The 26283-nt window shown below is 32.9% G+C and carries 21 protein-coding genes; 13 read left to right on the top strand and 8 right to left on the bottom strand.

All coding sequences use genetic code 11. The features are described from left to right. The first annotated feature begins 96 nt into the window (after positions 1-96). The 4 genes from AAGV28_RS04570 to AAGV28_RS04555 all read left to right on the top strand — a co-directional run bounded on the left by AAGV28_RS04570 (position 97) and on the right by AAGV28_RS04555 (position 6378). The gene (locus AAGV28_RS04570) at positions 97-726 is read left to right on the top strand and encodes a PASTA domain-containing protein (protein ID WP_373405643.1); all 630 of its coding nucleotides are present in this window, start codon (positions 97-99) and stop codon (positions 724-726) included. Further along, a complete protein-coding gene (locus AAGV28_RS04565; RefSeq protein ID WP_373405642.1) occupies positions 716-1759 on the top strand; it encodes an RluA family pseudouridine synthase in 1044 nt (347 codons plus the stop codon). The genes AAGV28_RS04570 and AAGV28_RS04565 overlap by 11 nt, the downstream gene beginning before the upstream one ends. A 570-nt stretch (positions 1760-2329) precedes the next feature. Further along, positions 2330-4861: a PAS domain S-box protein gene (locus AAGV28_RS04560; RefSeq protein ID WP_373405641.1), complete on the top strand. Its 2532-nt coding sequence runs from the start codon at positions 2330-2332 to the stop codon at positions 4859-4861. A 311-nt stretch (positions 4862-5172) separates the two neighbouring features. After that, entirely contained in the window at positions 5173-6378 is a 1206-nt protein-coding gene (locus AAGV28_RS04555; RefSeq protein WP_373405640.1) for a sensor histidine kinase, read from the top strand. A 64-nt stretch (positions 6379-6442) separates the two neighbouring features. On the opposite strand, the gene trxA is transcribed toward AAGV28_RS04555, so the two are convergent. The 4 genes from trxA to AAGV28_RS04535 form a co-directional block, all read right to left on the bottom strand. Next, positions 6443-6748 carry a thioredoxin gene (gene trxA / locus AAGV28_RS04550; protein ID WP_373405639.1) on the bottom strand — a complete coding sequence of 102 codons (306 nt, stop codon included), beginning with the start codon at positions 6746-6748 and terminating at the stop codon, positions 6443-6445. Between the two features lie 36 nt (positions 6749-6784). Beyond that, positions 6785-7615: a methyltransferase domain-containing protein gene (locus AAGV28_RS04545; protein ID WP_373405638.1), complete on the bottom strand. Its 831-nt coding sequence runs from the start codon at positions 7613-7615 to the stop codon at positions 6785-6787. Between the two features lie 117 nt (positions 7616-7732). Continuing rightward, positions 7733-7945 (bottom strand): YgaP family membrane protein, encoded by a 213-nt coding sequence (locus AAGV28_RS04540; protein WP_373405637.1) that lies wholly within the window; start codon positions 7943-7945, stop codon positions 7733-7735. An 80-nt stretch (positions 7946-8025) separates the two neighbouring features. Further along, positions 8026-9444 (bottom strand): MBL fold metallo-hydrolase, encoded by a 1419-nt coding sequence (locus AAGV28_RS04535; protein WP_373405636.1) that lies wholly within the window; start codon positions 9442-9444, stop codon positions 8026-8028. 194 nt (positions 9445-9638) lie between these two features. On the opposite strand from AAGV28_RS04535, the gene AAGV28_RS04530 reads away from it, so the two are divergent. The 3 genes from AAGV28_RS04530 (at position 9639) to AAGV28_RS04520 (ending at position 12739) form a co-directional block, all read left to right on the top strand. After that, the gene (locus AAGV28_RS04530; protein WP_373405635.1) at positions 9639-10970 is read left to right on the top strand and encodes a cytochrome ubiquinol oxidase subunit I; all 1332 of its coding nucleotides are present in this window, start codon (positions 9639-9641) and stop codon (positions 10968-10970) included. A 121-nt stretch (positions 10971-11091) separates the two neighbouring features. Next, positions 11092-12168: a cytochrome d ubiquinol oxidase subunit II gene (gene cydB / locus AAGV28_RS04525; protein ID WP_373405634.1), complete on the top strand. Its 1077-nt coding sequence runs from the start codon at positions 11092-11094 to the stop codon at positions 12166-12168. A 46-nt stretch (positions 12169-12214) separates the two neighbouring features. Then, complete coding sequence (locus AAGV28_RS04520; protein WP_373405633.1) at positions 12215-12739, top strand: hypothetical protein; 525 nt, start codon at positions 12215-12217, stop codon at positions 12737-12739. Positions 12740-12828: 89 nt separating this feature from the next. Here AAGV28_RS04520 and AAGV28_RS04515 read toward each other — a convergent pair whose 3' ends face one another. Next, positions 12829-13614 (bottom strand): sulfite exporter TauE/SafE family protein, encoded by a 786-nt coding sequence (locus tag AAGV28_RS04515; protein WP_373405632.1) that lies wholly within the window; start codon positions 13612-13614, stop codon positions 12829-12831. A 70-nt stretch (positions 13615-13684) separates the two neighbouring features. Beyond that, a complete protein-coding gene (locus AAGV28_RS04510) occupies positions 13685-14320 on the bottom strand; it encodes a Crp/Fnr family transcriptional regulator (RefSeq protein WP_373405631.1) in 636 nt (211 codons plus the stop codon). Between the two features lie 325 nt (positions 14321-14645). Between AAGV28_RS04510 and AAGV28_RS04505 the strand changes: the two genes are divergently transcribed. Together AAGV28_RS04505 and AAGV28_RS04500 are read left to right on the top strand one after the other, a co-directional pair. After that, positions 14646-14957, top strand: coding sequence for a rhodanese-like domain-containing protein (locus AAGV28_RS04505; RefSeq protein WP_373405630.1), 312 nt, complete (start codon positions 14646-14648; stop codon positions 14955-14957). Between the two features lie 41 nt (positions 14958-14998). After that, positions 14999-16579, top strand: coding sequence for an NADP-dependent glyceraldehyde-3-phosphate dehydrogenase (locus AAGV28_RS04500; RefSeq protein ID WP_373405629.1), 1581 nt, complete (start codon positions 14999-15001; stop codon positions 16577-16579). A 201-nt stretch (positions 16580-16780) separates the two neighbouring features. Here AAGV28_RS04500 and AAGV28_RS04495 read toward each other — a convergent pair whose 3' ends face one another. Beyond that, complete coding sequence (locus tag AAGV28_RS04495) at positions 16781-17470, bottom strand: NUDIX hydrolase (RefSeq protein ID WP_373405628.1); 690 nt, start codon at positions 17468-17470, stop codon at positions 16781-16783. A gap of 144 nt (positions 17471-17614) precedes the next feature. Continuing rightward, a complete protein-coding gene (locus AAGV28_RS04490) occupies positions 17615-18190 on the bottom strand; it encodes an RNA polymerase sigma factor (protein WP_373405627.1) in 576 nt (191 codons plus the stop codon). A 111-nt stretch (positions 18191-18301) separates the two neighbouring features. Between AAGV28_RS04490 and AAGV28_RS04485 the strand changes: the two genes are divergently transcribed. The 4 genes from AAGV28_RS04485 to AAGV28_RS04470 all read left to right on the top strand — a co-directional run bounded on the left by AAGV28_RS04485 (position 18302) and on the right by AAGV28_RS04470 (position 26234). Beyond that, positions 18302-19471, top strand: a complete 1170-nt coding sequence (locus tag AAGV28_RS04485; RefSeq protein WP_373405626.1) for a FecR family protein — start codon at positions 18302-18304, stop codon at positions 19469-19471. Positions 19472-19623: 152 nt separating this feature from the next. Next, complete coding sequence (locus AAGV28_RS04480) at positions 19624-22923, top strand: SusC/RagA family TonB-linked outer membrane protein (protein WP_373405625.1); 3300 nt, start codon at positions 19624-19626, stop codon at positions 22921-22923. 31 nt (positions 22924-22954) lie between these two features. After that, positions 22955-24517, top strand: coding sequence for a RagB/SusD family nutrient uptake outer membrane protein (locus tag AAGV28_RS04475; RefSeq protein WP_373405624.1), 1563 nt, complete (start codon positions 22955-22957; stop codon positions 24515-24517). A gap of 100 nt (positions 24518-24617) precedes the next feature. Continuing rightward, positions 24618-26234: an arabinan endo-1,5-alpha-L-arabinosidase gene (locus AAGV28_RS04470; protein ID WP_373405623.1), complete on the top strand. Its 1617-nt coding sequence runs from the start codon at positions 24618-24620 to the stop codon at positions 26232-26234. Positions 26235-26283 lie beyond the last annotated feature (49 nt).

Raw genomic sequence — 26283 nt, 5'->3', positions numbered from 1 at the left:
AATAAAATAAGCTAGAACAGAAGCTAGATTAAACAAAATTATCATTTTTTTTGAAACGAAATAGCTTTATCTTTGTCACCTTTCAAAAAAAAATATATGAGTATACGTAAATATCTTACTAGTCGCGCTTTTTTTACACAGGTTGTTATTGCTGCTTTGATAATCGTTCTTTTAGCTTATCTTTTAATGCATTGGTTGACTTTTACCACCGATCACGGAAATGAAATTACGGTTCCTGATTTGAGTAAATTGACAGAGGAACAAGTAGAGGAGAAGTTGGATGAATTAGATTTGTCTTATGTCTTGCTTGATAGCGTAGATTATAGAAGCAATTATCCTAAATACAGCGTGGTACAACAAGATCCATTGCCAGGAGCAAAGGTAAAAGAGGGAAGAAAAGTATATATTAAAATTAATAGTTCTGGTTTTTCATCGATTAGAGTACCAGATTTGATTGAGAAAACCTATCGTGAAGCGGTTCCAACATTAAGAGCATTAGGACTAGAAGAAGGAACAATTACTTATATTCCAAATCTGGGAAAAGATATGGTTTTAGAGATGCGTTATAAAGGAAGGAACATAAAACCAGGAGATCGTGTTTTGAAATCGTCTAAAATTGACTTGGTTTTAGGAGATGGAAAAGCGAGTTATGAAGAAGATATTACTAGTGAAACCGATACCATAATTGCTAATCCAGCAACAGAAGAAGCGCCAAATGAACAATAATATTGAGCCAATTGACATAGAAGAAGAGGAATTATTTGAGCATTTTAAATTTGAAGTTCCTAAAGGACAAGCAATTTTACGTATTGATAAATATTTGATGGGATTGATTCCCAATGCTACGCGAAATAAAATACAAAATGCTGCAACCGAAGGCAATATTTTTGTCAATAATGCTACGGTAAAATCCAATTATAAAGTAAAACCGATGGATGTAGTAACGGTAATGTTATCGCATCCGCCGTTTGAAAACCATGTTCTTCCAGAGAATATTCCGTTGAATATTGTGTATGAAGATGAGGCCTTATTATTGGTGAACAAAGAGCCGGGATTAGTGGTACATCCAGGTCACGGAAATTATACAGGAACTTTAGTGAATGCACTGGCTTTTCATTTTGAAAATTTACCAATGAATAGCAGCGAGCGCCCTGGATTGGTTCACCGAATTGATAAAGATACTTCGGGCTTGTTAGTCATTGCAAAAACTGAAGCGGCTATGACGCATTTAGCCAAACAATTTGAGGCTAAAACTACCGAAAGGGAATATGTGGCTTTGGTTTGGGGAAATGTAGCTGAAGAAAGCGGAACTATCGAAGGAAATCTGGCACGTCATTTAAAAGATCGTATGCAAATGGCTGTTTTTGCTGATCCCGAAATTGGAAAACCTGCCATTACACATTACAATGTTTTAGAGCGTTTTGGTTATGTAACTTTGATTACATGCCGATTAGAAACAGGTAGAACACACCAGATTAGAGCACACATGAAACACATTGGGCATCCATTATTCAATGATGAGCGTTATGGAGGTCATTTGATTTTAAAAGGAACTACGTTTACCAAATACAAGCAGTTTATAGAAAATTGTTTTAAAATCTTACCAAGACAGGCTTTGCATGCAAAAACATTGGGTTTTGTGCATCCTAATACAGGAGAGCTAATGCGTTTTGATACCGAATTACCTCAGGATTTTCAAGATTGTATCGAAAAATGGCGTAATTATTCCAAATCGCATGCTACTGGAGAAGACGAATAATGGAGTTATTCTAAAAAATATTCAATAAAAAAATCGGAACATAATTTAATTGTGTTCCGATTTTTTTATTCATTTTTTCGAGAATTTATTTTCAATAATTGCTCTTGGTCTTCCATGTTTCTAATTATACCGTTTAAATATAAATAAGGGAAGTAGCTAATCCATGCCCGTATGCAATCCTGTCTGCAATCGACCAATTTTCTATGGAAAATTAGCTAGTTTGTTCCACTCCTTTAATGTTCATAAAAAATTATCAATCAACCTTCAAGAACAAAGAAATGTGACTTGGAAATAACATCTTCAATAAATAAATTTTATTTGTTTGAACAGTTGTCGTTTTAAAAAAAGCAGATATGACATCAAAATCTTCATCGTATATTTGGATGAGTTTTTCTGAATAGAGTCGATATGTTTTGAAAATATTACTTTAGAAATGTGGTTAAAAGCTGTAGTATTTCAAATTCAAATATAAAAAAGCTTTAGCACTAGTTTTTTTGTTAATATTAGTACCGTTTTTTGATTACAAATGAGTACATTTATCAGTAAATGCACAGACTTACACGTTAATGTATGAAAGAAGATAAACCTAGTTATGAAGATTTATTGGTAGAAATAAATTTTCAAGAACAAAAAATGAATAAGGCAAAACGCTTGTATCTTTTTATAAGCCGAATTAATCAAATTATTGTTCGTACAAAGGAAAGAAATCAGTTATTCAAGGAAGTTTGTAATACTGCTGTTGAAATTGGCGGCTTTAAAATGGCTTGGATTGGCATGATTGATTTGGATACTCAAGATGTAATTCCTGTGGGTGTGGGTGGTCTTGACCAAGAATATTTGGTAAATATCAAGAAAATTTCTGCAAAAATAGATAAAGAAGGAGGAAGAGGACCTGCTGGAATAGCAATTAGAAAAGGAGTTCATCAGGTTTGTAATGCTATTGCAGATGACCCTTCTATGAATTTGTGGCGAGAAGAAGCATTAAAAAAAGGATTTCAATCCCTGATAGCTATACCTATTAAAATGTATGAAAAGGTAGTAGGTGTATTTATGATTTATGCTGCAGAGAAAAATTATTTTGATGATGAAGAAATTAGTTTGTTGAACAATGCAGCCTCCGATGTCACATTTGCTTTAGAGTTTTTTGAAGAAGAAATAATGAGAAAACAAGCCGAAGAGGCAGTTTTTCAAAGTGAAAAAAGATTTCATACCCTAACCGAAGTTTCTCCAGTGGGGATTTTTAGAACCGATTTAACAGGAGCAACAACTTATGTCAATCAGCGTTGGTCTCAAATAGTTGGTATTAGTTTTGAGGAATCAATGGGAAGAGGCTGGTATACAGCTCTTCATCCTGATGATCGTGTAAAAATAGACAAAGAGTTAAAAAAAATAATTACCGAAAAAGTTAGAGGATCATTAGAATATCGCTTTATAAAACCAGATGGCAGTATTGTTTGGGTAATAGGTCAAGCCATTCCTGAGACTAATACCGAAAATAAAATTATAGGATTCATTGGAACCATTACTGATATTACTGAGAGGAAAGAAGCCGAAGACAAGTTTATTAAAACCAGTAAAAAGATGGAAGCTATTATTCAGGCTATTCCAGATATGATATTTGAATTAAATTTAGAAGGAATAATTTTTAATTATCATTCACCAAATAGTGAGTTGTTATTAATGCCACCCTCTTTATTTATTAGAAAAAAGATAAACGAAGTTTTGCCTCCTCATGCTGCTGCTGTTTGTTTTTTGGCACTAAAAGAAGCGAATGAAAAAGGTTTTTCCAGAGGAAAACAATTTTTCTTAGAATTTCCTAACGGTAAATTTTGGTTTGAGTTATCATTAGCTCCAATGAAACAGGATGAAAAAAAAGAAAAACATTTTATAGTGATCTCTAGAGACGTTACCGAGCAAAATAAAATGAATCAGGAAATTCAAAAAGCAAAAGAATTAGCAGAGTCTGCCAGTAAATCTAAAACTGATTTTCTAGCGAATATGAGTCATGAAATAAGAACGCCATTAAACGGAATTATTGGTTTTACTTCCTTGCTGATGGAATCAAATTTAGAGCAAAGTCAGAAAGAATATATGCTTACCATCAATGAATCAGCAAATACACTGATGGAAATTGTCAATGATATTTTGGATTTTTCTAAAATTGAAGCAGGAAAATTAGAACTTAAAATTGAGGAAGCTGATCTCTATACTTTAACAGCTCAGATAATTTCGTTGTTTAAATACCAAGCCAATCAAAAACAAATCGATTTGGTTTTAGATATTGATGCCAATGTACCTCAGTATCTTTTTATAGATTCACTACGATTGAAACAAATTATCATCAATTTGATAGGAAATGCTGTAAAATTTACTCAAAAAGGACAAATTGTACTAGATATCAAAACCATTTTACCTGTCGAAGACGATTTTGTCCATCTCATTTTTTCGGTAAAAGACACAGGAATAGGGATTCAATCAAAAAATTTAGACAAAATATTTCATTCTTTCGAGCAGGGAGACAACTCTACCAGCCGTCAGTTTGGAGGAACAGGACTCGGATTAGCCATTTCTAACCGACTACTGGCTTTAATGGATTCGAATTTGGAATTAGAAAGTACTTATGGTGTGGGTAGTAATTTTCATTTTAAAATTAGATTAAAAAAATCGGAGCAACAAAATCACCATTTGTTAGAAACTAAGAGCAAGTTAACGATGGAGAATATTTTAGGAGCTAAGAAAGTTTTAATTGTAGAAGACAATTCCATCAATATGTTATTAGCTAAGACATTAGTTAAGAAAATTATTCCTGAAAGTATAATTATCGAAGCTTTTGACGGAGAAGAAGCCATTGAGCAATATCAAAACCAGCGGCCTGATATTATTTTGATGGATATCCAAATGCCCAACAAAAATGGATTTGAAGCGACTTATGAAATTAGAAAAATAGAGCAAGACCGAACCATACCAATTATCGCCTTGACAGCAGGAATATTTACAGAAGAAAAAGAACAATGTTTCAAATCAGGAATGAACGATTATATTACAAAACCCATAATTGTATCCGATTTAGAATTAGTAATGTTAAAGTGGTTGACACATTAGTTTGTTTTTATTATCTTCATTACTTTAATCGGTGTGATTTTTGTCATTATAATTTACAGAGACTATTGGTTAATAAATTTGATAACTAATCACAACCCAATTAAATCCAATTTTACTGCTAACTTGCATACAAGCATATTTAAAAATTGCAAGTCGCCCAAAAAGTACAATTGAAAAAACCAGTTATAGTTCTTGAAACTATTGAATAGGGATAAAAATAATATAAGTATTTACTACTAAAAGTGTATTTATATAAGTGTTTTTATTTTAATTAACAAATCGAAGTAACGGTTTATTATAAAGAAAAATATATGATCAAACCTGATAAATTTATAAAAGAAAGTGAGAGGCTAAAAGCCCTTGATTCCTATTCTATTTTAGATACACTTCCTGAGGATGAATATGATCAACTTACCGCAATAGCTGCTCAAATATGTGGCGCACCAATGTCATTAATAAGTCTTATAGACGAAAATAGACAGTGGTTTAAATCGCATTTTGGTATAGATGCTACTGAAACGCCTAGGGAAATTGCATTTTGTGCTCATGCCATACACAACATAGATGAGGTATTTGTTGTCGATGATGCTAGGAATGATAATCGATTTTATGATAATCCCTTTGTGGTTGGAGATCCTAATGTTGTATTTTACGCAGGTGCTCCTTTAGTAGGACAAGATGGCTTGCCACTGGGGACAATATGTGTATTTGATAATAAGCCTAATAAATTAACAGAAGCCCAAATACAATCCTTAAAAGCGCTTTCAAATCAAGTCATGAAGTTGTTAGAATTAAGAAAGAACAAAAAGCAACTTGAAAAAACTTTAATCGAATTTGAAAATAAAAACAAGGAATTAGAAAGATTTGCTTACATAGCAGCTCATGATTTAAAATCACCATTAGGGAATATTACCGCTTTGACCGATCTTTTTATTGAAAATTATGGAGACAATATCGACAAAGATGGAATAGAAATTATATCGCTAATTCATCATTCATCGGTTAAATTAAGACAATTAATTGATGATTTATTGGAGTACAGTAAATACGATAAAATTATTAAAGAAGGAAAAACAGAAGTCAATTTGGAAACCCTTAAAGAAGAAATTTTAGGACTTTTTAGTTTAAATAAAAAGTATATTATTTCTTTAAAGTCAGATGTGACCACAATGGTTACTAATAAAATTGCCTTAGAACAAATTTTGATAAATCTTGTTTCTAATGCGATCAAGTACAATGATAAAGAGTTTGCAGAAATTGAAATTTTTATAACAGAAGAACCATTACAATACCTCATTTCAGTAAGAGATAATGGATCAGGGATATTAAAAAAAGACCAAGATAAAATTTTTGAACTTTTTGAAGTTTTAGACACTTATGATAAGGATGGTGAAACAGGACATGGTATTGGCCTGGCAACAGTAAAAAAACTTGTATTAGCACTTGGTGGTACAATTAATATTGAATCTGAAGTAGGGAAGTTTACGGTTTTTAACTTTACTTTAGACAAACATTAACCATTGTTTAGAATTGCGTTATAATCGAAAAATCTAAATCTATAAAAATAGAAGTCCTAGTTTTTTAGGACTTGCTTTTTTCTAAAACAATTTGGACAATAGTGTTTTTGTCTAGAACACCTGATTGTCGCCATAATTGTTTTCCTTTTTGGAATAAAATCATTGTGGGAACACCGCGAACTTGGTATTGTGAAGCAATTTGTTGATTTTTGTCTACATCAATTTTTATAATAGAAATCTGCTCTCCTAACTGTTCTTTTACTTCTTTTAAAATGGGGCTAAGCATTTTGCAAGGACCGCACCAGGTCGCAAAAAAATCGATTAATATTGGTTTTTCAGATTGAATTAATTTATCGAAATTGCTGTTCATTTTTATCTTATTTATTTGTTGGATTTTGGCATTTGCTTAAAGTAGATGTATTTTATATTTCTGCTCATAAGAAATAATTTCTTGTAATTTTTTTTGTTGTATTTCGGTTTCACTTACTATTAGCACTTCACTATAATCAGAACTCATACTTACATTTAAAACAGTTGGAAGAGTTGCGAATTTTGCTGATACCGTTTCCATACAGCCACTGCAAGTAATTCCTTCAAAAGCATAAAGATGAACTTGTACTGTGTTATTTTTTTTGAATTCGAAAAATAATTCTGAATTTTGTCTCGGTTCGGCTGAGTGGGCTGCTATTTCCAATTTTAAAAAATAGAAAGCATCTTTAAAAAGCAGTTTGTATTCTTTTTGGCTTCCACCAAAAGGAGGACTTATTTCAAAAGTTCTATTGAATAGCAAACCTGCTATTATTCCTTCGTTAGCTAAAAGCCGGTGCATTTTCCAAACGTATTTTTGACGTAAAAATGGTGGGAGCGCACAGAAAAAAGTTTGTTCGATAATAACATCATATTCTCCTTGATGTTCAAAAAAATCACCTAAAATAATAGCTATATTAGGATTGTTAGCAAATTTTTGCTGTAACATTGTCACTAATGTTGGCGCAATATCAATAACTGTAATATTGGTAAACCCTATTTCTAAAAGATATTCAGCTTCGTAGGTATTGCCGCATCCTGGAATTAAAATGCGGCTGTTTTTATTTTCTAATGTGTTAATGAAATTTTGAATCGGAGGAGCAATTTGGCCTAAATCCCATCCAGTTGCCCTTGCTTTGTATTGTGCATCCCAGTAATTTTGGTCTAAAGGACTTTCGCAAGTTATTGTACAGCATTGTTCGTTATTCATGATAATTTTTTGTAATAATTTGAAGGTAAAACACAAAAGGAATCAGCAAAAAGCTAAAATTAGTTTTTGTACTGTTTCATAAACTTTTAAAAGAATTATGGCGAACTTGTTTATCATTTAAGGACTGAGTTTCTTTTTATTTGTATTGATACCCCAAGGAGTATACATAGGACAAAAATTGATTCCCACAGTAATTAATACGATTACGGCAATAGCCATTAAAATGATTCCTAAATTTCCAGTAACAGTGTTTGTAAGATACAATGTTGCTAGTGCGATGGCAATAATTACACGGATTGTTTTGTCTGTTTTTCCCATATTATGTTTCATGATTTCTAGAATTTAAGGGTTAAAAGATGTGTTCAAATTACCATATAAATTTAAGGATTAATATCTTTTAAATCAATAGTTTAGTTGTTTAATGTTTTGCTATGACACACAAAATTTGTTTTAGGAATAGTCGTTTTGGCAATGGCATTAAAACCACCTTCAATTTCTGTGAAATTTCTAAAACCTCTTGCTTGTAAAATGGAAGCAGCAATCATGCTGCGGTATCCACCAGCACAATGAAGATAGAATTTTTCTTTTGGGTCAATGTCTTTAATCCAATCGTTAATGTAGGCTAAAGGTTTCGAAAAAGCTTCTTCAACATGTTCAGCAGCATATTCTGTCTCTTTGCGAACATCGATAATTTTGCTTTCGCCAATTTTAACTTCTTTGGTAAATTCTTCAGTAGAAATTCGGTTAATGGTGTCGATTTCTTTTTCTGCTTTTTGCCAAGCTTCAAAACCGCCATTTAGATGACCAATGATGTTGTCAAAACCCACACGGCTTAAGCGCGTTACCGATTCTTCTTCTTGATCGATTTCAGTCACTAAAATAATGGGTTGTTTGACATCGGCAATTAAAGCACCTACCCAAGGAGCAAAATCGCCTTCAATTCCAATATTGATGGACTGCGGAATAAAACCTTTGGCAAAGTCTCCATTTTTACGAGTATCTAAAATTAAGGCGCCAGATTCTTTAGCAACTACCTCTAAATCGTTTACTTCAATAGCTTTCATTCCTTGATTAAGAACGGTTTCAAAACTTTCATATCCCTGTTTGTTCATGGCTACATTCATTCCAAAATAAGCTGGCGGAGGCAATAATCCATCAGTTACTTCTTTAATAAATTCGGCTTCAGTCATATTGGCTCTCAAAGCATAATTAGTTGTTCTTTGGTTACCAATAGTCGAAATCGTTTCTTTACTCATGTTTTTTCCGCAAGCACTTCCAGCTCCATGCGCAGGATACACAATAACATCATCAGGCAAAGTCATTATTTTATCTCTTAGCGAATGATATAAGGTTGCTGCCAGTTGTTCCTGAGTCATGTGTGCTGCTTTTTGAGCTAAATCAGGTCGACCTACATCGCCAATGAATAAGGTATCTCCAGAGAAGATAGCATTTTTTTTACCATTTTCATCTATCAATAAATAAGACGTACTCTCCATGGTGTGACCTGGAGTATGTAGTGCTTTTATTGTAATTTTTCCAATACGGAATACCTGTCCATCAGTTGCGATAATGGAATCAAATTCAGGTTTTGCTGTAGGTCCATAAACAATAGGTGCCGAAGTTTCTTTACTTAAATCGATATGTCCTGATACAAAATCGGCATGGAAATGGGTTTCGAAAATGTATTTTAGTTTCACATTATCGCGTTCTAAACGGTCAAGGTAAGGCTGTACTTCACGCAAAGGATCAATAATAGCCGCTTCGCCATTTGAAGTGATGTAATAAGCACCTTGAGCAAGACATCCCGTATATATTTGTTCGATTTTCATAATAACTTTTTTTTAAATTTAATATAACAAAGATAAAGTTTACTTCTAGGGGATATAGTGACTAAAGTTACATAAAGAATCTTAATTCTCAGTTTTCTAAAAACGGAGAAAAAAAGTAAATTAAAATAGATTTTTCATGAGGGTTTTAGAGGCATTTGAGTTAAATTTGGGCTATCAAAAAAAACTCCTTTTCAATGGAAGAAATGCTCTTTTATGATCGAATGCAATTTGCATTTACCATTACTTTTCATTACTTATTTCCGCAATTAACAATGGGTCTTTCGTTAATCATTGTTTATTTTAAATGGAAATTCTTAAAAACAAACGATCCTCATTATAATAAAGCGACTCATTTTTGGATGCGTATTTTTGCACTCAATTTTGCAATGGGTGTAGTAACGGGAATTCCCATGGAATTTCAGTTTGGAACCAATTGGGCTAAATTTTCGGAACTTACAGGCGGGATTATTGGACAAACCTTAGCGATGGAAGGCATGTTTTCTTTCTTTTTAGAATCCTCTTTTTTAGGTATGTTTTTATTTGGCGAAAAAATCATCGGACACCGATGGCATTTTGTAACCGGATTATTGATTTGTTTGGGTTCCTGGGCCAGCGGATTCCTGATTATTGCTACGCATTCCTGGATGCAACATCCGGTGGGTTACGAAGTATTGGAAAACGGTAAATTTGTCTTGACTAATTTCTCGGCTTTATTTACCAATGTGTGGTTGTGGCCTTCGTATTTGCACAATCAGGCAGCTTCTATGGTTACGAGTTCTTTTGTGGTAGCAGGAATTGGCGCTTTTTATATTTTATCGAACAAAAATGTTTCTTACGGAAAATTGTTTTTGAAAACAGGAGTGGTTTTTGGATTGATTTCAAGTATTATTGTTGCTGTGCCAACGGGTGATTTATTAGCTAAAAATGTAGTAAAACACCAGCCAGTAACTTTTGCAGCGATGGAAGGAATTTTTCATACTGAGGAAAAAGGAGCCGAAATTGTTCTTATTGGACAACCAGACGTAAAAGACAAAAAACTGGATAATAAAATTGCAGTGCCTAACGTATTGAGTTTTTTAACTTATGGCAATTGGGATACCGAAGTGAAAGGATTGGATCAATTTCCAGAAGATACACACCCAACAAACATTTCGGGATTGTATTATGCGTATCATATTATGGTGGGTTTAGGAACACTTTTTATTGGCGTGATGGTGTTGGCTGCTTTTCAGTTAAGTCGAAAACAATTGTTTCAAACCCAATGGCTTTTATGGTCGTTTATGTTCTTAATGCCATTTCCTTACATCGCCAACATAACAGGTTGGTACACGGCTGAATTAGGACGGCAACCTTGGTTAGTGTATGATTTATTACGCACTGCCGATGGTGCTTCGCCAACGGTTTCCTCAGGTAATACCTTATTCACCCTGATGGGATTTGTAGGTTTGTACGCTTTGCTTGGAATGTTGTATGCCATTTTAGTTGGAAAAATTATTTATCACGGTCCAGAACCAAAACATTCTTAATTTTTTAAAATAAACCATTAAGAAGTTAAGCTTATTTAAGTGTTAATTTTTCTTAATTTCTTAATGGTTTAAAATGAATTTATAAAATATTTATTTGTCAAAGAAATATAAAAAATAAACTATGGAATTCTTTTGGTATGTTGTATTAATTGGCATTTTAGCGACTTATTTGGTGCTGGATGGTTACGATTTTGGAGCAGGAATCATTCATTTGTTTTTTGCCAAAACAGAGAAAGATAAAAAAGCAATTACCAATGCTATTGGCCCTTTTTGGGATGCCAATGAAGTTTGGTTGATTGCCGCAGGGGGTATTTTGTTTTATGCTTTTCCCACCTTGTATGCTGCTTCGTTTAGTGGATTTTACTTGCCGTTGATGATGATTTTATGGTTGCTTATTTTTAGAGCAGTAGGATTAGAATTGCGCGGACAAATTCACAATAAAATGTGGGAAGCCGTTTGGGATAAAGCCTTCGGGATAGCTAGTTTACTATTGGCTTTGTTTTTCGGGATGGCGTTAGGAAATGTAGTTCGCGGAGTAAATCTCGGAATGGTAGAGAATGGTGTTTCGACTCAGGAACCGCATTTTTTCTTCCTGCCGTTGTGGAATCCAACGCTGAGTCCAGTATCTTCTGAGTTGGGAATTATCGACTGGTTTACGCTTTTTCTGGGAGTGGTGAGTGTGGTGGCTTTAATGATTCATGGTGCCAATTGGATTATTTATAAAACCAATTCGTCGTTGAATACTCAGTTAAAAGAGATGATTTTTAAAATGAATTTTGTTTTGCTGGCACTGGTGATTGTTTCATTATCAGTTTGGCATATAATTGAGAAAGAGCCTTTTCATAACTTCCTGAATAACCCTATACTTTTTATTTTTCCGTTGATTACGTTTGTGGGTTTGTTTGGACTTTTTAAAGTAAAAACATTTAAAAAAGATGGGACAGGATTTCTGTTTTCGACTCTTTTCCTCGTTGGCGGATTTACTTCGACTACGGCTTCTATTTTTCCTGTAGTATTGCCGTCAACAAATAAAGTGAATCCTTCTTTGACTATTTATAATGTTGCCAATGACGAATATGCTTTATCAGTTGGTGTGTATTGGTTTGCTATTGCTTTGGTTTTGGTAATTGGGTATTTTATCATTCAATACAAAGTGTTTAATGGGAAAATGGATGATGTGGGTTATGGGGAGCATTAAGAAGTATTAAGTTGTGAGTATTTGAAGAATAACCTTGTTTACAAATATGAAAAAAATATCAATTATAATATTAATCATTTTTCTATCAATAACGGTAAGTGTTATATATGGCATATTGCATGATTTTATTACCTCTGGAATTTCACCTGAATTTTATACAAAATACACTTTTTTTAATTTTGGTATTTTGGATGATTATTCGAGACCGTTTAATGGAAATTGGGTTTTTGCGTTAATTTGGGTTGGTTTTTTTTCAACTTGGTGGTTTGGTTTTTTTGCAGGTTTAATTTTAGCTATATTAGGTTTAAAATACAATGATCTAAAATTAATTTTGAATGTAACATTAAAATCAATTATGGTAATTATTGGAATTACTTTATTGTTTGGTGTTTTTGGATATGTAATTGCAGTATTAAACCCATCTGAAATTATCGAAAACTATAATTTTCCATTTGAAATAGAGAATAAAATAGATTTTAATAAAGTCAGGAAAATTCATAACTTCTCCTATTTAGGAGGTTTTTTCGGGTTAATGATAGGGACATTTAATCAAATAAAAAACAAATGGTAACTAGTCTAAATTTAGTTTAGTATAAATCTTCTTTTTCTTTGCGAAAGCTTTGTCACCTTTGTGGTAAAAAAAATCGCGGTTAAAAACCATCACAGTAAAACTTCTTTAACAATAATATAAATCCCCATTACCATTACAAACCATCCAAAAATAGGCTTCAGTTTGTCTCCATTTATTTTTTTAGAAAGTAGAATTCCAATGAACATTCCGATAAAAGCCATTGCTGAAATTAATAGTAGAAACTTATAATCAATAGGAGTGTTGAGGTACAAATCGCCAGCAAAACCTATTGCCGAGTTGATAAAAATAATCAATAATGAAGTCCCTACGGCTTGTTTCATGGGCAAATTACCAAAAAACAACAAGGCAGGAATAATTAAAAACCCACCACCAGCGCCTAGAAATCCAGTTACAATTCCTACTAGGAAACCAATAAAAGCCAGTTGTGGATAATTAGTTTTAGCATTTAGGATTTCTGTTTTGTCGTTTTTGATCATGGAAATCGAAGCACTAATCATCAGAATAGCAAAGACAATCATGATTAATAAATCTTTGGAAACCGTGTAAGTAGCGACAGTAAATAGCGTCGTGGCTATTTGAGGAAAGATTACTTCTCTAATGATTAATAACGAAACAACCGAGGGAATAGCGAAATACAAGGCAGTTTTTAGTTGTAAATTACCAAGTTTGTAATGACTGTAACCACCATACAAAGCTGTAACGCCAACAATAAACAAAGAGTAGCTAGTAGCGAGTTCAGGATTTACTTTGAATAAGTAAACCAAAATAGGAATAGTTAGTATGGAGCCGCCGCCGCCTATTAATCCTAATGAAAGCCCAATTATAATTGAAGCAAAATAGCCAATATATTCCATCGTTTAATTTTTTTTACAAAGATTGGAAGTATTTTGACTAGCCACAGTAACATTTGTCACACGGGCAATCTTAGATTTTTAATTCAATTTGATTGCGGTGTAAATGGACTAAACCACGTTGTTCCATTTTTTTTAGTAAGCGCGAAACCACTTCTCTGGAAGTATTTAATTCCAGAGCAATTTCTTGATGAGATAAGTTAATTTCTTTGCAACCACAAGCTTTAGCATGACGTTTTAAATAGAATTCCAATCGTTCGTCCATAGCTCTAAACGCAATGTTATCGATAACTTCCAGCACTTCTTCAAATCGAGTTCTATAGGTGTAAATTACAAATTCGTACCAAGAGCGGTGGTTCATCATCCATTTGTCCATTAAAGCCAGCGAAATGGTTACGGCTTCAACATCTTCAACCACTTTCGCTGTAATTTGGCTCTTTTGATCTTTTGTAGAACAAATTAACGAAATGGCACAGGCTTGTCCTGCTTGCAAGTAATACATTAAAAACTCTTCGCCATCTTCTCCTTCACGATAAATTTTTAATTGTCCTTTTAGAATCAAAATGGTGCTTTTGATGTATTGTCCTGTTCGCATAATGACATCTCCTGCTTTAAAGGACTGAAAACTAGAATTGGTTTCAATTTCTTGAATCAGTTCATTAGAGAAATTAGGGAAGGTATTTTTAAGTATGAATGTTTCTTCTGACATGTTTGTATTTTTTAAATCGAAATCTTATTAATCTATCGATTTTTTGGGTAAAAACCTAAGACTTTAGTAAAAGTAATTAAAATTTAATGATAGAAAGAGCGTATTTTGTTAATAATTTTTATTAGAATCGAAAATACGAAATTGCAGATTTTACATTTAAAGCGATAAAAAACAAGTAATCTTTAACATAATATTAAGGAAATGTATTTTTTGTTGATTTTTATAATCTTACTAAAACGTTTTCTTTAAATTATTTGCTAATTCAAATATAGTAAGTCGCTCCTATTTAAAAACATCGTATTTTTACAAAAAACACAATAGTATTATGAATTTAACACAAGAAGATTGGATTGCTCAACTCGAAGCAGATGAGAATGCAGTAATTTTAGACGTAAGAACAGGAGACGAATGTGAGGATGGCATTATTGCTAACGCAATAAACATTGATATTCATAAAGGTCAAGATTTTATTTCTGAAATAGAGAAATTGGATAAAAGTAAAAATTACTATGTCTATTGTCGTTCTGGTGCAAGAAGCGGAAAGGCTTGCGAAATCATGAATGAATTAGGATTTGATAATGCCTATAACTTATTGGGAGGTATGTTAGACTGGGATGGAGAAGTAGTTGCTCCTTAATTACTAATACATTTTTTAACTAACTAAAATAATAAAACTAGATGAATTCAATTCCAGAAGAGTTTAAAATAAAAACATTATTACACCAAGATACTTATTTAGTGGATGGCGAGTTGAAAAAATGGACAGGAAAAACAACTGAGGTTTTTTCTACTATTTCTTCTACCGAAGAATATGCTCCTACTTTGTTAGGAACCATTCCATTTATGGGAGAGAAAGAAGCGGCAGAGGTTGTTAATTCGGCAAAAAATGCTTTTAATAACGGTCAGGGTTTATGGCCAACCATGAAAGTGGCGGATCGTATTAAATGTATGGAAAATTTCGTTTCACAAATGAAAACTACCCGTCAGGAAGTAGTGAAGTTGTTAATGTGGGAAATTGGAAAATCATTAGGAGATTCTGAAAAAGAATTTGATAGAACAGTTGATTATATTTATGATACTATTGAACATTACAAACAATTAGACAGAAGTAACGCTCGTTTTACAAAAAGCCAAGGGGTAAATGCCATGATTCGTCGTGGGCCTATTGGAGTAGTTTTGTGTTTAGGACCTTACAATTATCCTTTGAATGAGACTTTTTCATTATTGATTCCAGCTTTAATTATGGGAAATCCCGTAATTTTTAAACCGGCTAAAAACGGAGTATTGTTAATATCGCCATTATTAGAAGCTTTTAAAACTAGTTTTCCAAAAGGTGCTATCAATATTGTTTATGGTAGAGGTAGAGAAATTGCTTCGCCAATTATGAAATCAGGAGTGGTAGATATTTTGGCTTTAATTGGAAACAGCAAGTCGGCAATTGCTTTGCAAGATCAGCATCCAAATAAAAATAGATTGCGTTTAGTTTTAGGATTAGAAGCTAAAAATCCAGCAATTATTTTACCAGATGCCGATTTAGATTTGGCTATCTCAGAATGTATTACAGGAACTTTGTCTTTCAATGGGCAACGTTGTACAGCTTTAAAAGTTTTATATGTTCATGAATCGATTGCTGAAGAATTCAATAAAAGATTCTCTCAAAAAGTAGACGAACTAATTTTTGGAAATCCTTGGGACAAATCAGTTGCATTGACGCCACTTCCAGAAGCTGAAAAACCAGCTTACATTCAAGGTTTAATTGATGATGCTACTGCCAAAGGAGCTAAAATTATAAACCAAAAAGGAGGACAACATTCGGATAATTATATTTTTCCTGCAGTGCTATTTCCTGTGAATAAAGAAATGCGTTTGTATCACGAAGAGCAATTTGGACCAGTAGTGCCTATTATGACTTTCAAAGATATTCAGGAACCATTGAACGATATGGCTGAATCTAATTATGGTCAACAAGTAAGTTTATTTGGTAAAAATATCAAAACAATTGCACCACTTATTGATGCTTTAGTAAACTTAGTATGTAGAGTTAACCTGAACAGTTCTTGCCAGCGTGGACCTGATGTGTATCCGTTTACAGGTCGTAAAGATTCTGCTGTAGGTACTTTAAGTGTTTTTGACGCCTTACGTTCCTTCTCTATTAGAACTTTTGTAGCTTCTAAAGACAATGCTTACAATAACGAAATATTACAAGAATTATTGAATAGTAAAGAATCCAACTTTATTAATACCGATTACATCTTGTAATACGCAACTAAAACAAACTAAAAACAAGAAAAACCGTCTCATTGAGGCGGTTTTTTTATGGTTTTAAATACAGACAAATTATGTAATAAAGTGTTTTAATTTTTGCTACACTATTTCAGTTGTTTTATCTAATGAGCATCTTTTGATATTACCACACTTAATAATTTTCAACTTTCAACTTTCAACTTTCAACTTGTTTAGTTATAAGTTTAAAACGAAGTGATTTAGCAATTTAGCATCGTATTTTTCTTTGTCAAACATATAAAGATAAGAGCCTTTTCTGGAAGACAACATGTCCTTTTCATTGAGTTTTACCAGAATATCTAAAGAATTGATTTTGCTAATGAAATTTCGTTTATCCAAATTTTTGTCCAGAACTGCTTCGTATAATTCAAGTAACTGACGCATGGTAAATTTTTCAGGTAAAAGTTCAAATCCTACTGGTTTTGTTGAGGTTCTGTATCTCAACCTTCTCATGGCATGAGAAACCATTTCATTATGGTCAAAAATTAATTTTGGCATATTTGAAATGCTAAACCATTGTGCTTCGTAATTCTTAATTAGTTCAGCATTGTGATTTTCAATATTAATTAAGGCATAGTAGGCCACAGAAATAGTTCTTTCCACTGGATCACGATCTACGTCACTGTACGCATAGAATTGTTCCATATAGATGTCTTGTAATCCTGTGTAAAAATTAAGAACTCGTATGGCTGCTTTATTTAAAGACTCCTCTTTTTTAAGAAATCCCCCCATTAAAGACCATTTGCCTTTTTCTGGTTCAAAATCTCTTTTGATTAATAAAATTTTTAATCCTTCATTGTCAAATCCAAAAATGATACAATCGACTGATAGTAAAACTTTGTCTTCGGAATTATAATTGTTTAACATCTTAGTTGTTTATTTTAGGGTAAATATACTCACTTCTAAAAAAGTATCATAATAATTAGTTTAGAATGAGCACTTAATGAACTATCTCTAAAGAACCTTAAGGTTTTTATAAAATAAATCAGATTCAATGCTAATAAAAATAGATTATCTGAACATTAAAAATAAATAAATGTTTGTGTTTTCTCCCAGAGAACTACGTAAAATAGAATAGGCCTTTGTTATATGAGCTTCTACAGATTTAATAGAAACGTTTTTGTACTCCGCAATTTCTATATTAGTGAGTCCATCTTCTTTACTTAGTAAAAAGATTTCCTTACATTTAGGTGGCAGGTTTTGTATTTCTCTTTTAACCAATTTAATAATTCGCTCCAAAGAATGTTCATCCTCATTTTCTACAATCATATTAAGAGCATCAATATATTTTTTTTCTAAAGGGTAAGTAGATTTTTGACTGCGATATTGATCAATAAATTCATTATAAACAGATTTATATAGGAAACTAATAATTACAAAATCTTCTTTTAAATTTTTTCGTTTGTTCCAGATACGCATAAAAACATTTTGAACAATATCTTCAGATAAACTATGATCATGCGTAAAACTGTAGGCATAAACGCATAGTTTGTGATGATAAGTATTTACCAGAAAAGTATAGGCTTTTGGGTCTCCCGTTTTTAAAGCATGAATCAGTTGAATGTTGTCAGAATATATCTCTTGCATTATGTGAATTAGAAATAATTAGCTTAAATTTTGTGCAATGTATAAAAAAAAACAGAAAAAAGTTAGGGTAGTGTAAAATCTACACGTATTAATAGAAAATAGTATCAAAAGATGACAACTACTAAAATAGAAAATATAATAACTAAATTTTTAACCAATCAAGTTTCAGCTTCTGTGTTGAGCCAGTTAGAGATATGGATACAAGATCCAAATAATGAAAAGTTGTTTAATCAGTATGTTAAAATCAATTATGTAATTGAATATAATATGAAAGAATTTGATTCTCAAAAAATAAAAAGCAAGCTATTGGAAGCATTTGCTAGAGAAAAGAAAGAAATAAAACTTAAAAAGTTGCGTAAAATTATTTATTATTCAGCTGCAGCTGTTGTTTTAGGAATACTAACAACGACTTATTTCTTCAGAGCAAGTTTGTTTAATGATCCCATAGCAGAGCCTGTAATAATAGTAAACAATACTATCAAAGCAGGAACAGACAAAGCAAAATTGACTCTTGAAGATGGATCGGTTGTAACATTGGAAAAAGATAAAATCTATAAGAAAGATAATGTAGTTAGCAATGGTAAAGAATTAGTTTATAAAAATAGCAATAAGGCCAAATCAGGGTTGGCATATAATTATTTGACAATACCTAGAGGGGGGCAATTTCAGGTAAAATTAGCTGATGGAACAAAAGTTTGGTTAAATTCTGACTCTAAACTAAAATTTCCAGTTGCTTTTGTAGAAGGTCGCCCACGTGAAGTTGAATTGATTTATGGAGAAGCTTTTTTTGATGTATCCCCAAGTAGGGAACACAAAGGAGCTAAGTTTAAAGTTTTAAATAAAGATCAAGAAGTAGAGGTTTTGGGCACGGAGTTTAATATAAAAGCCTACAAAGATGAAGATAAAATATATACCACTTTAGTTGAAGGGAAAGTAACTGTAAGTGGTTTTAATTCAAAAAAATACTTGGTTCCCAACCAACAATCTATTATCAATCTTAAAAATGGAAATATTACTATAAATTTAATTGATGCTTACAATGAAGTGCTATGGACAAAAAGAATCTTTAGTTTCAAGAGCAAAACATTAAAAGAAATTATGAACGTAATGTCTCGATGGTATGATGTTCAAGTGGTGTTTAAAAATGCAGAACTTGAAAAAGTTAAATTCAATGGAGTACTTAGTAAAAATGATGATATAAAAGAAATCCTGACAATAATTAAGAAAACTAACTTTATAAATGAATATGAGATAAAAGACCAGAAAATCACAATAAAATAAAAAAGAAAGGGAACAAAGTAATACCTGGACAGTACGATACTTTATCCCCCCATCAGATTATTAATTAACATTTAACCAATAAACACAAATATATGAAAATTGAATTTACTAACCATTTTTTCTTTTTAAAGAGAAAATTTTTACTAACCTGTATGAAAGCTTTTATATTGTTTTTTTGTACGACTGCCTTTAGTTTTTCTTCGAGTAAAGTTTTTACGCAGAATGTAAAAATTGTTATAGATAAGGATAAGGTTGCAACTATTGATGAGGTCTTTGACCTTTTAAGAGAACAAACTGATTTTACATTTATCTATCAAGAAGATATGTTTAAAAATGTTCCAAAAATAAAACTAAAAAAGGGGACAATTAGTGCAAACAAGTTACTAAGCGAAAATCTTGGTAATGAAGGTTTCAATTTTGAGCTTATAGGAAAAAATAAGCTTGTAATAACTAAAACTAAACTTGAAGAAAAAGCTCCACAGCAAATAAAGCTCTCAGGAGTTGTAAAAGATTCTAATGGAGCACCCATTCCAGGAGTAAATGTTGTTGTAAAAGGTACTACAAACGGAGTTCAAACTGATTTTGACGGAAAATTTTCCATAGATGTAGCTGGACCAAATACGGCACTTATAATTTCTTACATAGGTTTTGTAAATCAGGAGATTAAAGTGGGTAACCAAACCAATGTTACAGTTACGCTTTTAGAGGATTACGCTAAATTAGATGAAGTTGTAGTAATTGGATATGGAACACAAAAGAAATCTGATTTAACTGGATCTGTTTCTGTTGTTAATATGGAAAGTGCAAAAAAAACAGTTACTTATGATGCTGCTAAAATGTTGCAAGGACAAGTGGCTGGTGTTACAGTACAATCTTCTGGTGAGCCTGGTGGATTTGTAAATATAAAAATTAGGGGTATAAACTCTTTTAGTAATAACAACCCATTATTTGTTATTGATGGAGTAATTGTAGATTCACCGTTTGATTTTGCACCTGGAGATATTGAATCCATGCAAGTTTTGAAAGATGCTTCCTCAGCAGCTATTTATGGAGTTCGTGGAGCTAATGGAGTAGTAATTATCACTACTAAAAAAGGAAAAGCAGGAGCAATGGAAATCAAATACAAATCTCTTTTTGGTGTCCAAAACGTAGCAAGAGAATGGTCAGTAACTGATAGAGTAGGTTACCAAAGAATTACTACAGCAGCAGAACAAAATGATAATTTGGGTGTAGCTCCGGGTAATGATCCTACGAGTCCATATTTTATCAATGATGTAAATACTAATTGGCAAAAAGAAGCTTATGGTACGGGTACAGTTCAAAATCATTCCCTTTCGTTTAATGGTGGTGCAGAATCTCTGGGATACAATATGAATATTGACTATTTCAAAAATACTTCTTATTTAGAAACACCACAAGATTATGAAAGGTATTCTATGAATTTGAATTTGCATGGTAAAAAAGGAAAATTAAAATACGGTTCAAAAATTGCCTATACTGAATCAGACAAACAATCATTTAATAGTTGGGTGGGTGAATCAGCAATTGGTGCATTACTAACCGCAATTCCAACAATGCCTGTTTATGATGAAAACTGGTTAGGTGGATATGGTGGTACCTACAGCGACACTCAAAGAGCAATTTCGCTTAATGTTATTGGTTATAATAACTTAATTACAAACACAGGAAAAAGAAACCATTTTATAGGAGATATTTGGGCAGAGTTAGAGTTAGTTAAAGGGTTAAAATACAAACTAGATGTTAGTTATGATAAATTACACTGGTTCGACCGCAGATATACTCCTGAATTTGAACTTGGATGGTATTATAGAGTACCAAGTGATAGAGCAACTCTTAATATAGCTACTGGAGATCAAACTAAAACGTTTGTAAATAATATTCTTACTTATAATTTTACTGCTGGAAAACATAATGTAGATGCTTTAGTGGGATCTATTGACGAAAGAAATAATCATTATAATCATTATTCATCTGGTGTAGGATATGAAGCTAACGATATTAAAAAACTGCAATTTGCGGATAATAGAAATTCCGATGAATATGAATATACCATTACAGCAAAATCGTACATAAGCAGATTGAATTATGGTTATGATGACCGTTATTTACTTACGGCTAACTTTAGACAAGATAAAACCTCTTTATTCAGTCAAAAATACAATTCGGCTAATTTCTACTCCTTTTCAGGTGCCTGGAAATTGAGTAATGAAAAATTCATTCACTTGCCAGAATGGGTTAGCAATGTTAAGTTAAGAGGAGGATATGGAATTATAGGAAACAACACTATTCCACAATATTTCTTTGCTACCACTATGAATAGTTTTGCCAGTTATAATTTCAATAATGAATTGGCTCCAGGTACTACAGTAGTAAGCGCTTTAGATCCTAATGTGCATTGGGAAGAAACAAATACTACTAATGTGGCTCTTGAAGTTGGTATGCTTAATAATGACTTGCAATTTACAGCAGAGTATTATCTTAAAAAATCAAATGATTTATTGATTGACGTGCCATTGCCTTTTTCTTCTGGAGCATTTCCTGCTTTGGTTAAGACAAATGCCGCATCAGTAGAAAACACAGGATTAGAATTCTCATTGGTTTATAATAATAATCACAATGAATTCAAATACAGTATTGCTGCTAATATTGGTACTTTAAAAAACAAAGTAACACAAATTGGTTTTTCTGATTCAGGGAATCCTATTCCTGGGGCTGCATCTATGACTGTAGTAGGAAGATCAATAGGTGAAATTTACGCTTGGGAAACAGATGGAATTTTTCAATCTCAAGAAGAAATCAATGCAGCACCTTCACAAACAAATGCACAAGTAGGTGATATAAAATTCAAAGATCAATTAACAATTGATACTAATGGTGATGGTGTTTTTGATACAGCTGATGGAGTTATAAATGATGGTGACCGAGTGTTTCAAGGTGTAACAATACCTAAATACAATTACGGTATCAATCTTAGTGCTTCTTATAAAAATTGGAGTGCTTCTATGTTTTGGCAAGGAAGTGGTGGGAACAAAGTATTTAATGGAGTGTATCGTGATTTAATGGCTGGAAGATATGGAAACCATCATACAGATATGTTAAATTATTGGACTCCTACTAATACCAACACTAATGTACCACGTCCATCAACACAGGATGCTAATGCAAACGGAAGAGATTCGAATCGTTTTATAGAAAGTGGAAATTACATTAAATTACAAACAGCCGAGATTAGTTATAATATTCCAGTTAGTAAAACTAGTTTTATTCAAAATGCAAGAGTGTATGCTAATGGACAAAATTTATGGATTATATCTAAGTACAGAGGTTACGATCCCGATTTTAATAGTGATGGATTGTTCTCCAGAGGTTATGATAATGGCTCTTTCCCAAATCCAAGAACCATCTCTTTAGGTATTGAAATGAATTTTTAAAATCAAGGTATCAATTTAAAAATAAATCAAAATGAAATATAAAATATATAATTATTTAGCTGGTTTCTTCTCACTAGCAATAATAACAACAAGTTGTGTTAACGATGAGGATTTAATTCAGGTTGACCCTAATAATAGTGCAGTTGACTCTTTTTGGAAAACCGATTCAGATGCTTTGCAAGGTGTCAATGCTGCTTACGGAAGTTTACTTACTGACGGATCTTATATGCGTAGTACTCCGTTATTACTAGACTTAAAAGGAGATGATACCCGCAGTAACAGCCCATGGGGAGCTATGGCTAATGTGGGAAGATTCAATTCTAATCCTACTGATGCAGCAATTTACGGTTGGGCTTATGAAACTTATTATCAGGGTATTTTTAGAGCAAACCAAGTTTTAACTAATGTACCTGCTATCGATTTTGAAAATGCGGAATTAAAAAATAGAATTCTAGGACAGGCTTATTTTTTAAGAGGCTTATTTTTGTTTCATGCAGTTAACATGTTTAAGAATGTACCCGTTCCAACAGAGATAGCTGCAATTTATCCACAAAAAACAGAAGCAGAGGGTTGGGCTCAAGTTATTGCTGATTTTAAAAAAGCAGCTGAATTATTACCTACATCTTACACCACTGTTTCAGGTTTAGACGCAGGACAAAAAGGACGAGCGACCAAAGGTGCTGCTTTAGGTTATTTAGGAAAAGCCTATTTGTTTACCAAAGATTTCATTAATGCAAGAGACACTTTTAAAGACGTAATCGATTTAGGAGTTTACTCTTTGGTAGCTAATTACCGTGATAATTTTACCGAAAACAATGAAAACAATTCAGAATCATTGTTTGAAGTACAATTCAGTAGAGAAGCTGGTGGTGTTGACCTAGGTTGGGGAGGAGCTCCTGCTTCAGGATGGGGAAAAACTTCAGCCAGAGCAATTACTTATGGGCCAAGAGGATTTGGATTTACTGACGTCCAACCAACATGGGCTTTATATAATGAATATCAAGAAGAAAAAACTTCTGCAAATACTATAGATCCTCGTTTAGATGCTACGATGTTCTACAATAAACCAGGAGGAATGCAATTGTATGGACAAGATTTTGCAACTAGATATGCTTCTAATACAGCAGATTTGAATGATTTGTTTTGTAGAAAATACCAAAACTCTGATGGACAAAAAGTTGATGAATTCGACTGGAGATCTGGAATCAATGAACGTTTATTGCGTTATGCAGATATATTGTTAATGTATGCAGAGTGTTTAAATGAAACAAGCAATACTGCTGATGCTTATACTTATATTCAAATAGTTAGAGACCGTGTGGGTTTGCCAAATTTAAGTATTGTTAAACCAAACTTAACAAAGGAACAAATGAGAGAGCAAATTGGGCACGAAAGATTCTTAGAATTTCCATTAGAAGGACACCGATTTGATGATATTCGCCGATGGGGATGGTTACAAGATCCCGTAAAATTAGCTTGGTTGAGATCTAGAGATGCTGAGTTTAATTCTTATGCACCCGGTAGGGAATTTTTTCCAATACCACAATTAGAAAGAGATAACAATCCTGGAACAATTCCAAACGATAGCTATTAATATTTTTTCAATTAATTAGAATTTATACTATCATAATCGTAGCTTTTTTTCAAGTTTGCCATTATGATAGTATAAACTATAGAAAACAGCATTAAAGAAAATGAAAAATTCAAATTCCATTACAAAAACAGCTTCTTATTTCGGGCTTTTTTTATTTGTATTTACTACTGTAAGTTGTTCAAAAGAGGATTCTGCAACAAATGAGACAGATCCTGTAGTGGTTGCGCCTCCAGTAGTTACGCCTACATTTAATGGTCCAAAATATGCCGATAATTACACTTCTATTTCTTCTTGGAGCAGCAGAGCACAATGGAATTTAGCCAACGTACATGATCCATCCGTTGAAAAATCTGGAGAGTATTATTATATGTATCAAACCGATGCTTCTTATGGTAATGCGCATGACGGACACGGACATTTTCCTTACAGACGTTCTAAAGACTTAATTACGTGGGAATTTATGGGTACAGCTATGGCACAAGCACCTGCTTGGATTAAAGATTCTTTGAACAACAAAAGAGCCAGAATGGTTCCTGCTTTACCACCTATCGCTAATCCAAGATATGGATATTGGGCTCCTTTTGTAAAAAAGGTAGGCAACAAATACCGAATGTATTACAGCATTGTGGTAGATGAACCAATTACAGGAACTAGTTTTGACACTTCATGGTCAGAAAGAGCCTTTATTGGATTGGCGGAATCTGACGATTTAGCATCTAATGTCTGGGTTGACAAAGGAATGGTGGTATGTTCAGAGCCAGATGGCTTGAAGCCTTATTCTTATACAGGGGCAAGGAATTGGGAAAATGCTTATTTTAAATTCAATGCAATTGATCCAACTTTTACCATCACTCCAGAAGGTGAACACTATTTAATTTATGGTTCCTGGCATTCAGGAATTGTAGCTTTGAAGTTGAATCCAACAACAGGAAAACCAGATCAACTAAAAACCTTAAGTGATTACGGAACACGTATCGCATCTCGTCACAGCACTAGCCGTTGGCAAGCTTCTGAAGGTCCAGAAATAATATACAATCCTGATACACAATATTATTATCTGTTTTTAGCTTATGACGAACTTTCGGTAGCTTACAATACCCGTGTGGCTAGATCCAGAAGCATAACTGGACCATATTTAGGAATTAACGGTGCCAATATTACAAACGGAGCAGACTGTTGGCCTATGCTAACACATCCATATTCTTTTAATAACCACACTGGGTGGGTTGGTTTTTCACATTGTTCTGTGTTTCAAAATCCGGACACCAAAGAATGGTTTTACGCTTCTCAAGCCCGTTTGCCTGAAGGTGTGCCTGGGATTAATGCGTCTAATGCAGTAATGATGGGGCACGTGCGAGCTATTCAATGGACTGAAGATGGATGGCCAGTAGTGGCCGCCGAACGCTATGCTGGTGTACCTAAAACAACCTTGACTGAGGCATCGTTTGTAGGCTCTTGGGAACAAATTACAATGAATTATCAATACAAAACTATTCAAAAATCAGTTACTATATTTTTAACTGCCGATAAAAAAGTATCTGGTGGAGTTACTGGAAATTGGTCTTACGACAGTACTAAACAAGTACTTACCGTAAATGGAATACAATGCAAAGTAAGCGATGCATGGGATTGGGAAGCTTCCACTAGAAAAGTAACCCTAAGTTATTCTGGATTAACTCCAGATGGAAGACCAGTTTGGGGTAAAAAAATAAATTAGTTTTTTTAAATATTGCCTTTTCTAAATTGTAAGAAAAGGCTTTTATTTA

Origin of the sequence: Flavobacterium zubiriense (assembly GCF_041729725.1) — a bacterium.
Classification (GTDB): domain Bacteria; phylum Bacteroidota; class Bacteroidia; order Flavobacteriales; family Flavobacteriaceae; genus Flavobacterium; species Flavobacterium zubiriense.
The sequence above is the reverse complement of the archived record's forward strand: the minus strand, read 5'-3'. Positions and strand labels throughout refer to the sequence as shown.

Excerpts from the sequence above, each read along its gene's own strand:
- AAGV28_RS04505 (WP_373405630.1), top strand. The coding sequence starts at position 14,646 with ATGAATTTAACACAAGAAGATTGGATTGCTCAACTCGAAGCAGATGAG.
- AAGV28_RS04560 (WP_373405641.1), top strand. The coding sequence starts at position 2,330 with ATGAAAGAAGATAAACCTAGTTATGAAGATTTATTGGTAGAAATAAAT.
- AAGV28_RS04570 (WP_373405643.1), top strand. The coding sequence starts at position 97 with ATGAGTATACGTAAATATCTTACTAGTCGCGCTTTTTTTACACAGGTT.
- AAGV28_RS04545 (WP_373405638.1), bottom strand. The coding sequence starts at position 7,615 with ATGAATAACGAACAATGCTGTACAATAACTTGCGAAAGTCCTTTAGAC.
- AAGV28_RS04555 (WP_373405640.1), top strand. The coding sequence starts at position 5,173 with ATGATCAAACCTGATAAATTTATAAAAGAAAGTGAGAGGCTAAAAGCC.
- AAGV28_RS04490 (WP_373405627.1), bottom strand. The coding sequence starts at position 18,190 with ATGCAAGAGATATATTCTGACAACATTCAACTGATTCATGCTTTAAAA.
- cydB (WP_373405634.1), top strand. The coding sequence starts at position 11,092 with ATGGAATTCTTTTGGTATGTTGTATTAATTGGCATTTTAGCGACTTAT.
- AAGV28_RS04475 (WP_373405624.1), top strand. The coding sequence starts at position 22,955 with ATGAAATATAAAATATATAATTATTTAGCTGGTTTCTTCTCACTAGCA.
- AAGV28_RS04535 (WP_373405636.1), bottom strand. The coding sequence starts at position 9,444 with ATGAAAATCGAACAAATATATACGGGATGTCTTGCTCAAGGTGCTTAT.
- AAGV28_RS04540 (WP_373405637.1), bottom strand. The coding sequence starts at position 7,945 with ATGAAACATAATATGGGAAAAACAGACAAAACAATCCGTGTAATTATT.
- AAGV28_RS04500 (WP_373405629.1), top strand. The coding sequence starts at position 14,999 with ATGAATTCAATTCCAGAAGAGTTTAAAATAAAAACATTATTACACCAA.
- AAGV28_RS04530 (WP_373405635.1), top strand. The coding sequence starts at position 9,639 with ATGGAAGAAATGCTCTTTTATGATCGAATGCAATTTGCATTTACCATT.
- AAGV28_RS04520 (WP_373405633.1), top strand. The coding sequence starts at position 12,215 with ATGAAAAAAATATCAATTATAATATTAATCATTTTTCTATCAATAACG.
- AAGV28_RS04510 (WP_373405631.1), bottom strand. The coding sequence starts at position 14,320 with ATGTCAGAAGAAACATTCATACTTAAAAATACCTTCCCTAATTTCTCT.
- AAGV28_RS04480 (WP_373405625.1), top strand. The coding sequence starts at position 19,624 with ATGAAAGCTTTTATATTGTTTTTTTGTACGACTGCCTTTAGTTTTTCT.
- AAGV28_RS04495 (WP_373405628.1), bottom strand. The coding sequence starts at position 17,470 with ATGTTAAACAATTATAATTCCGAAGACAAAGTTTTACTATCAGTCGAT.
- AAGV28_RS04470 (WP_373405623.1), top strand. The coding sequence starts at position 24,618 with ATGAAAAATTCAAATTCCATTACAAAAACAGCTTCTTATTTCGGGCTT.
- AAGV28_RS04565 (WP_373405642.1), top strand. The coding sequence starts at position 716 with ATGAACAATAATATTGAGCCAATTGACATAGAAGAAGAGGAATTATTT.
- AAGV28_RS04515 (WP_373405632.1), bottom strand. The coding sequence starts at position 13,614 with ATGGAATATATTGGCTATTTTGCTTCAATTATAATTGGGCTTTCATTA.
- AAGV28_RS04485 (WP_373405626.1), top strand. The coding sequence starts at position 18,302 with ATGACAACTACTAAAATAGAAAATATAATAACTAAATTTTTAACCAAT.
- trxA (WP_373405639.1), bottom strand. The coding sequence starts at position 6,748 with ATGAACAGCAATTTCGATAAATTAATTCAATCTGAAAAACCAATATTA.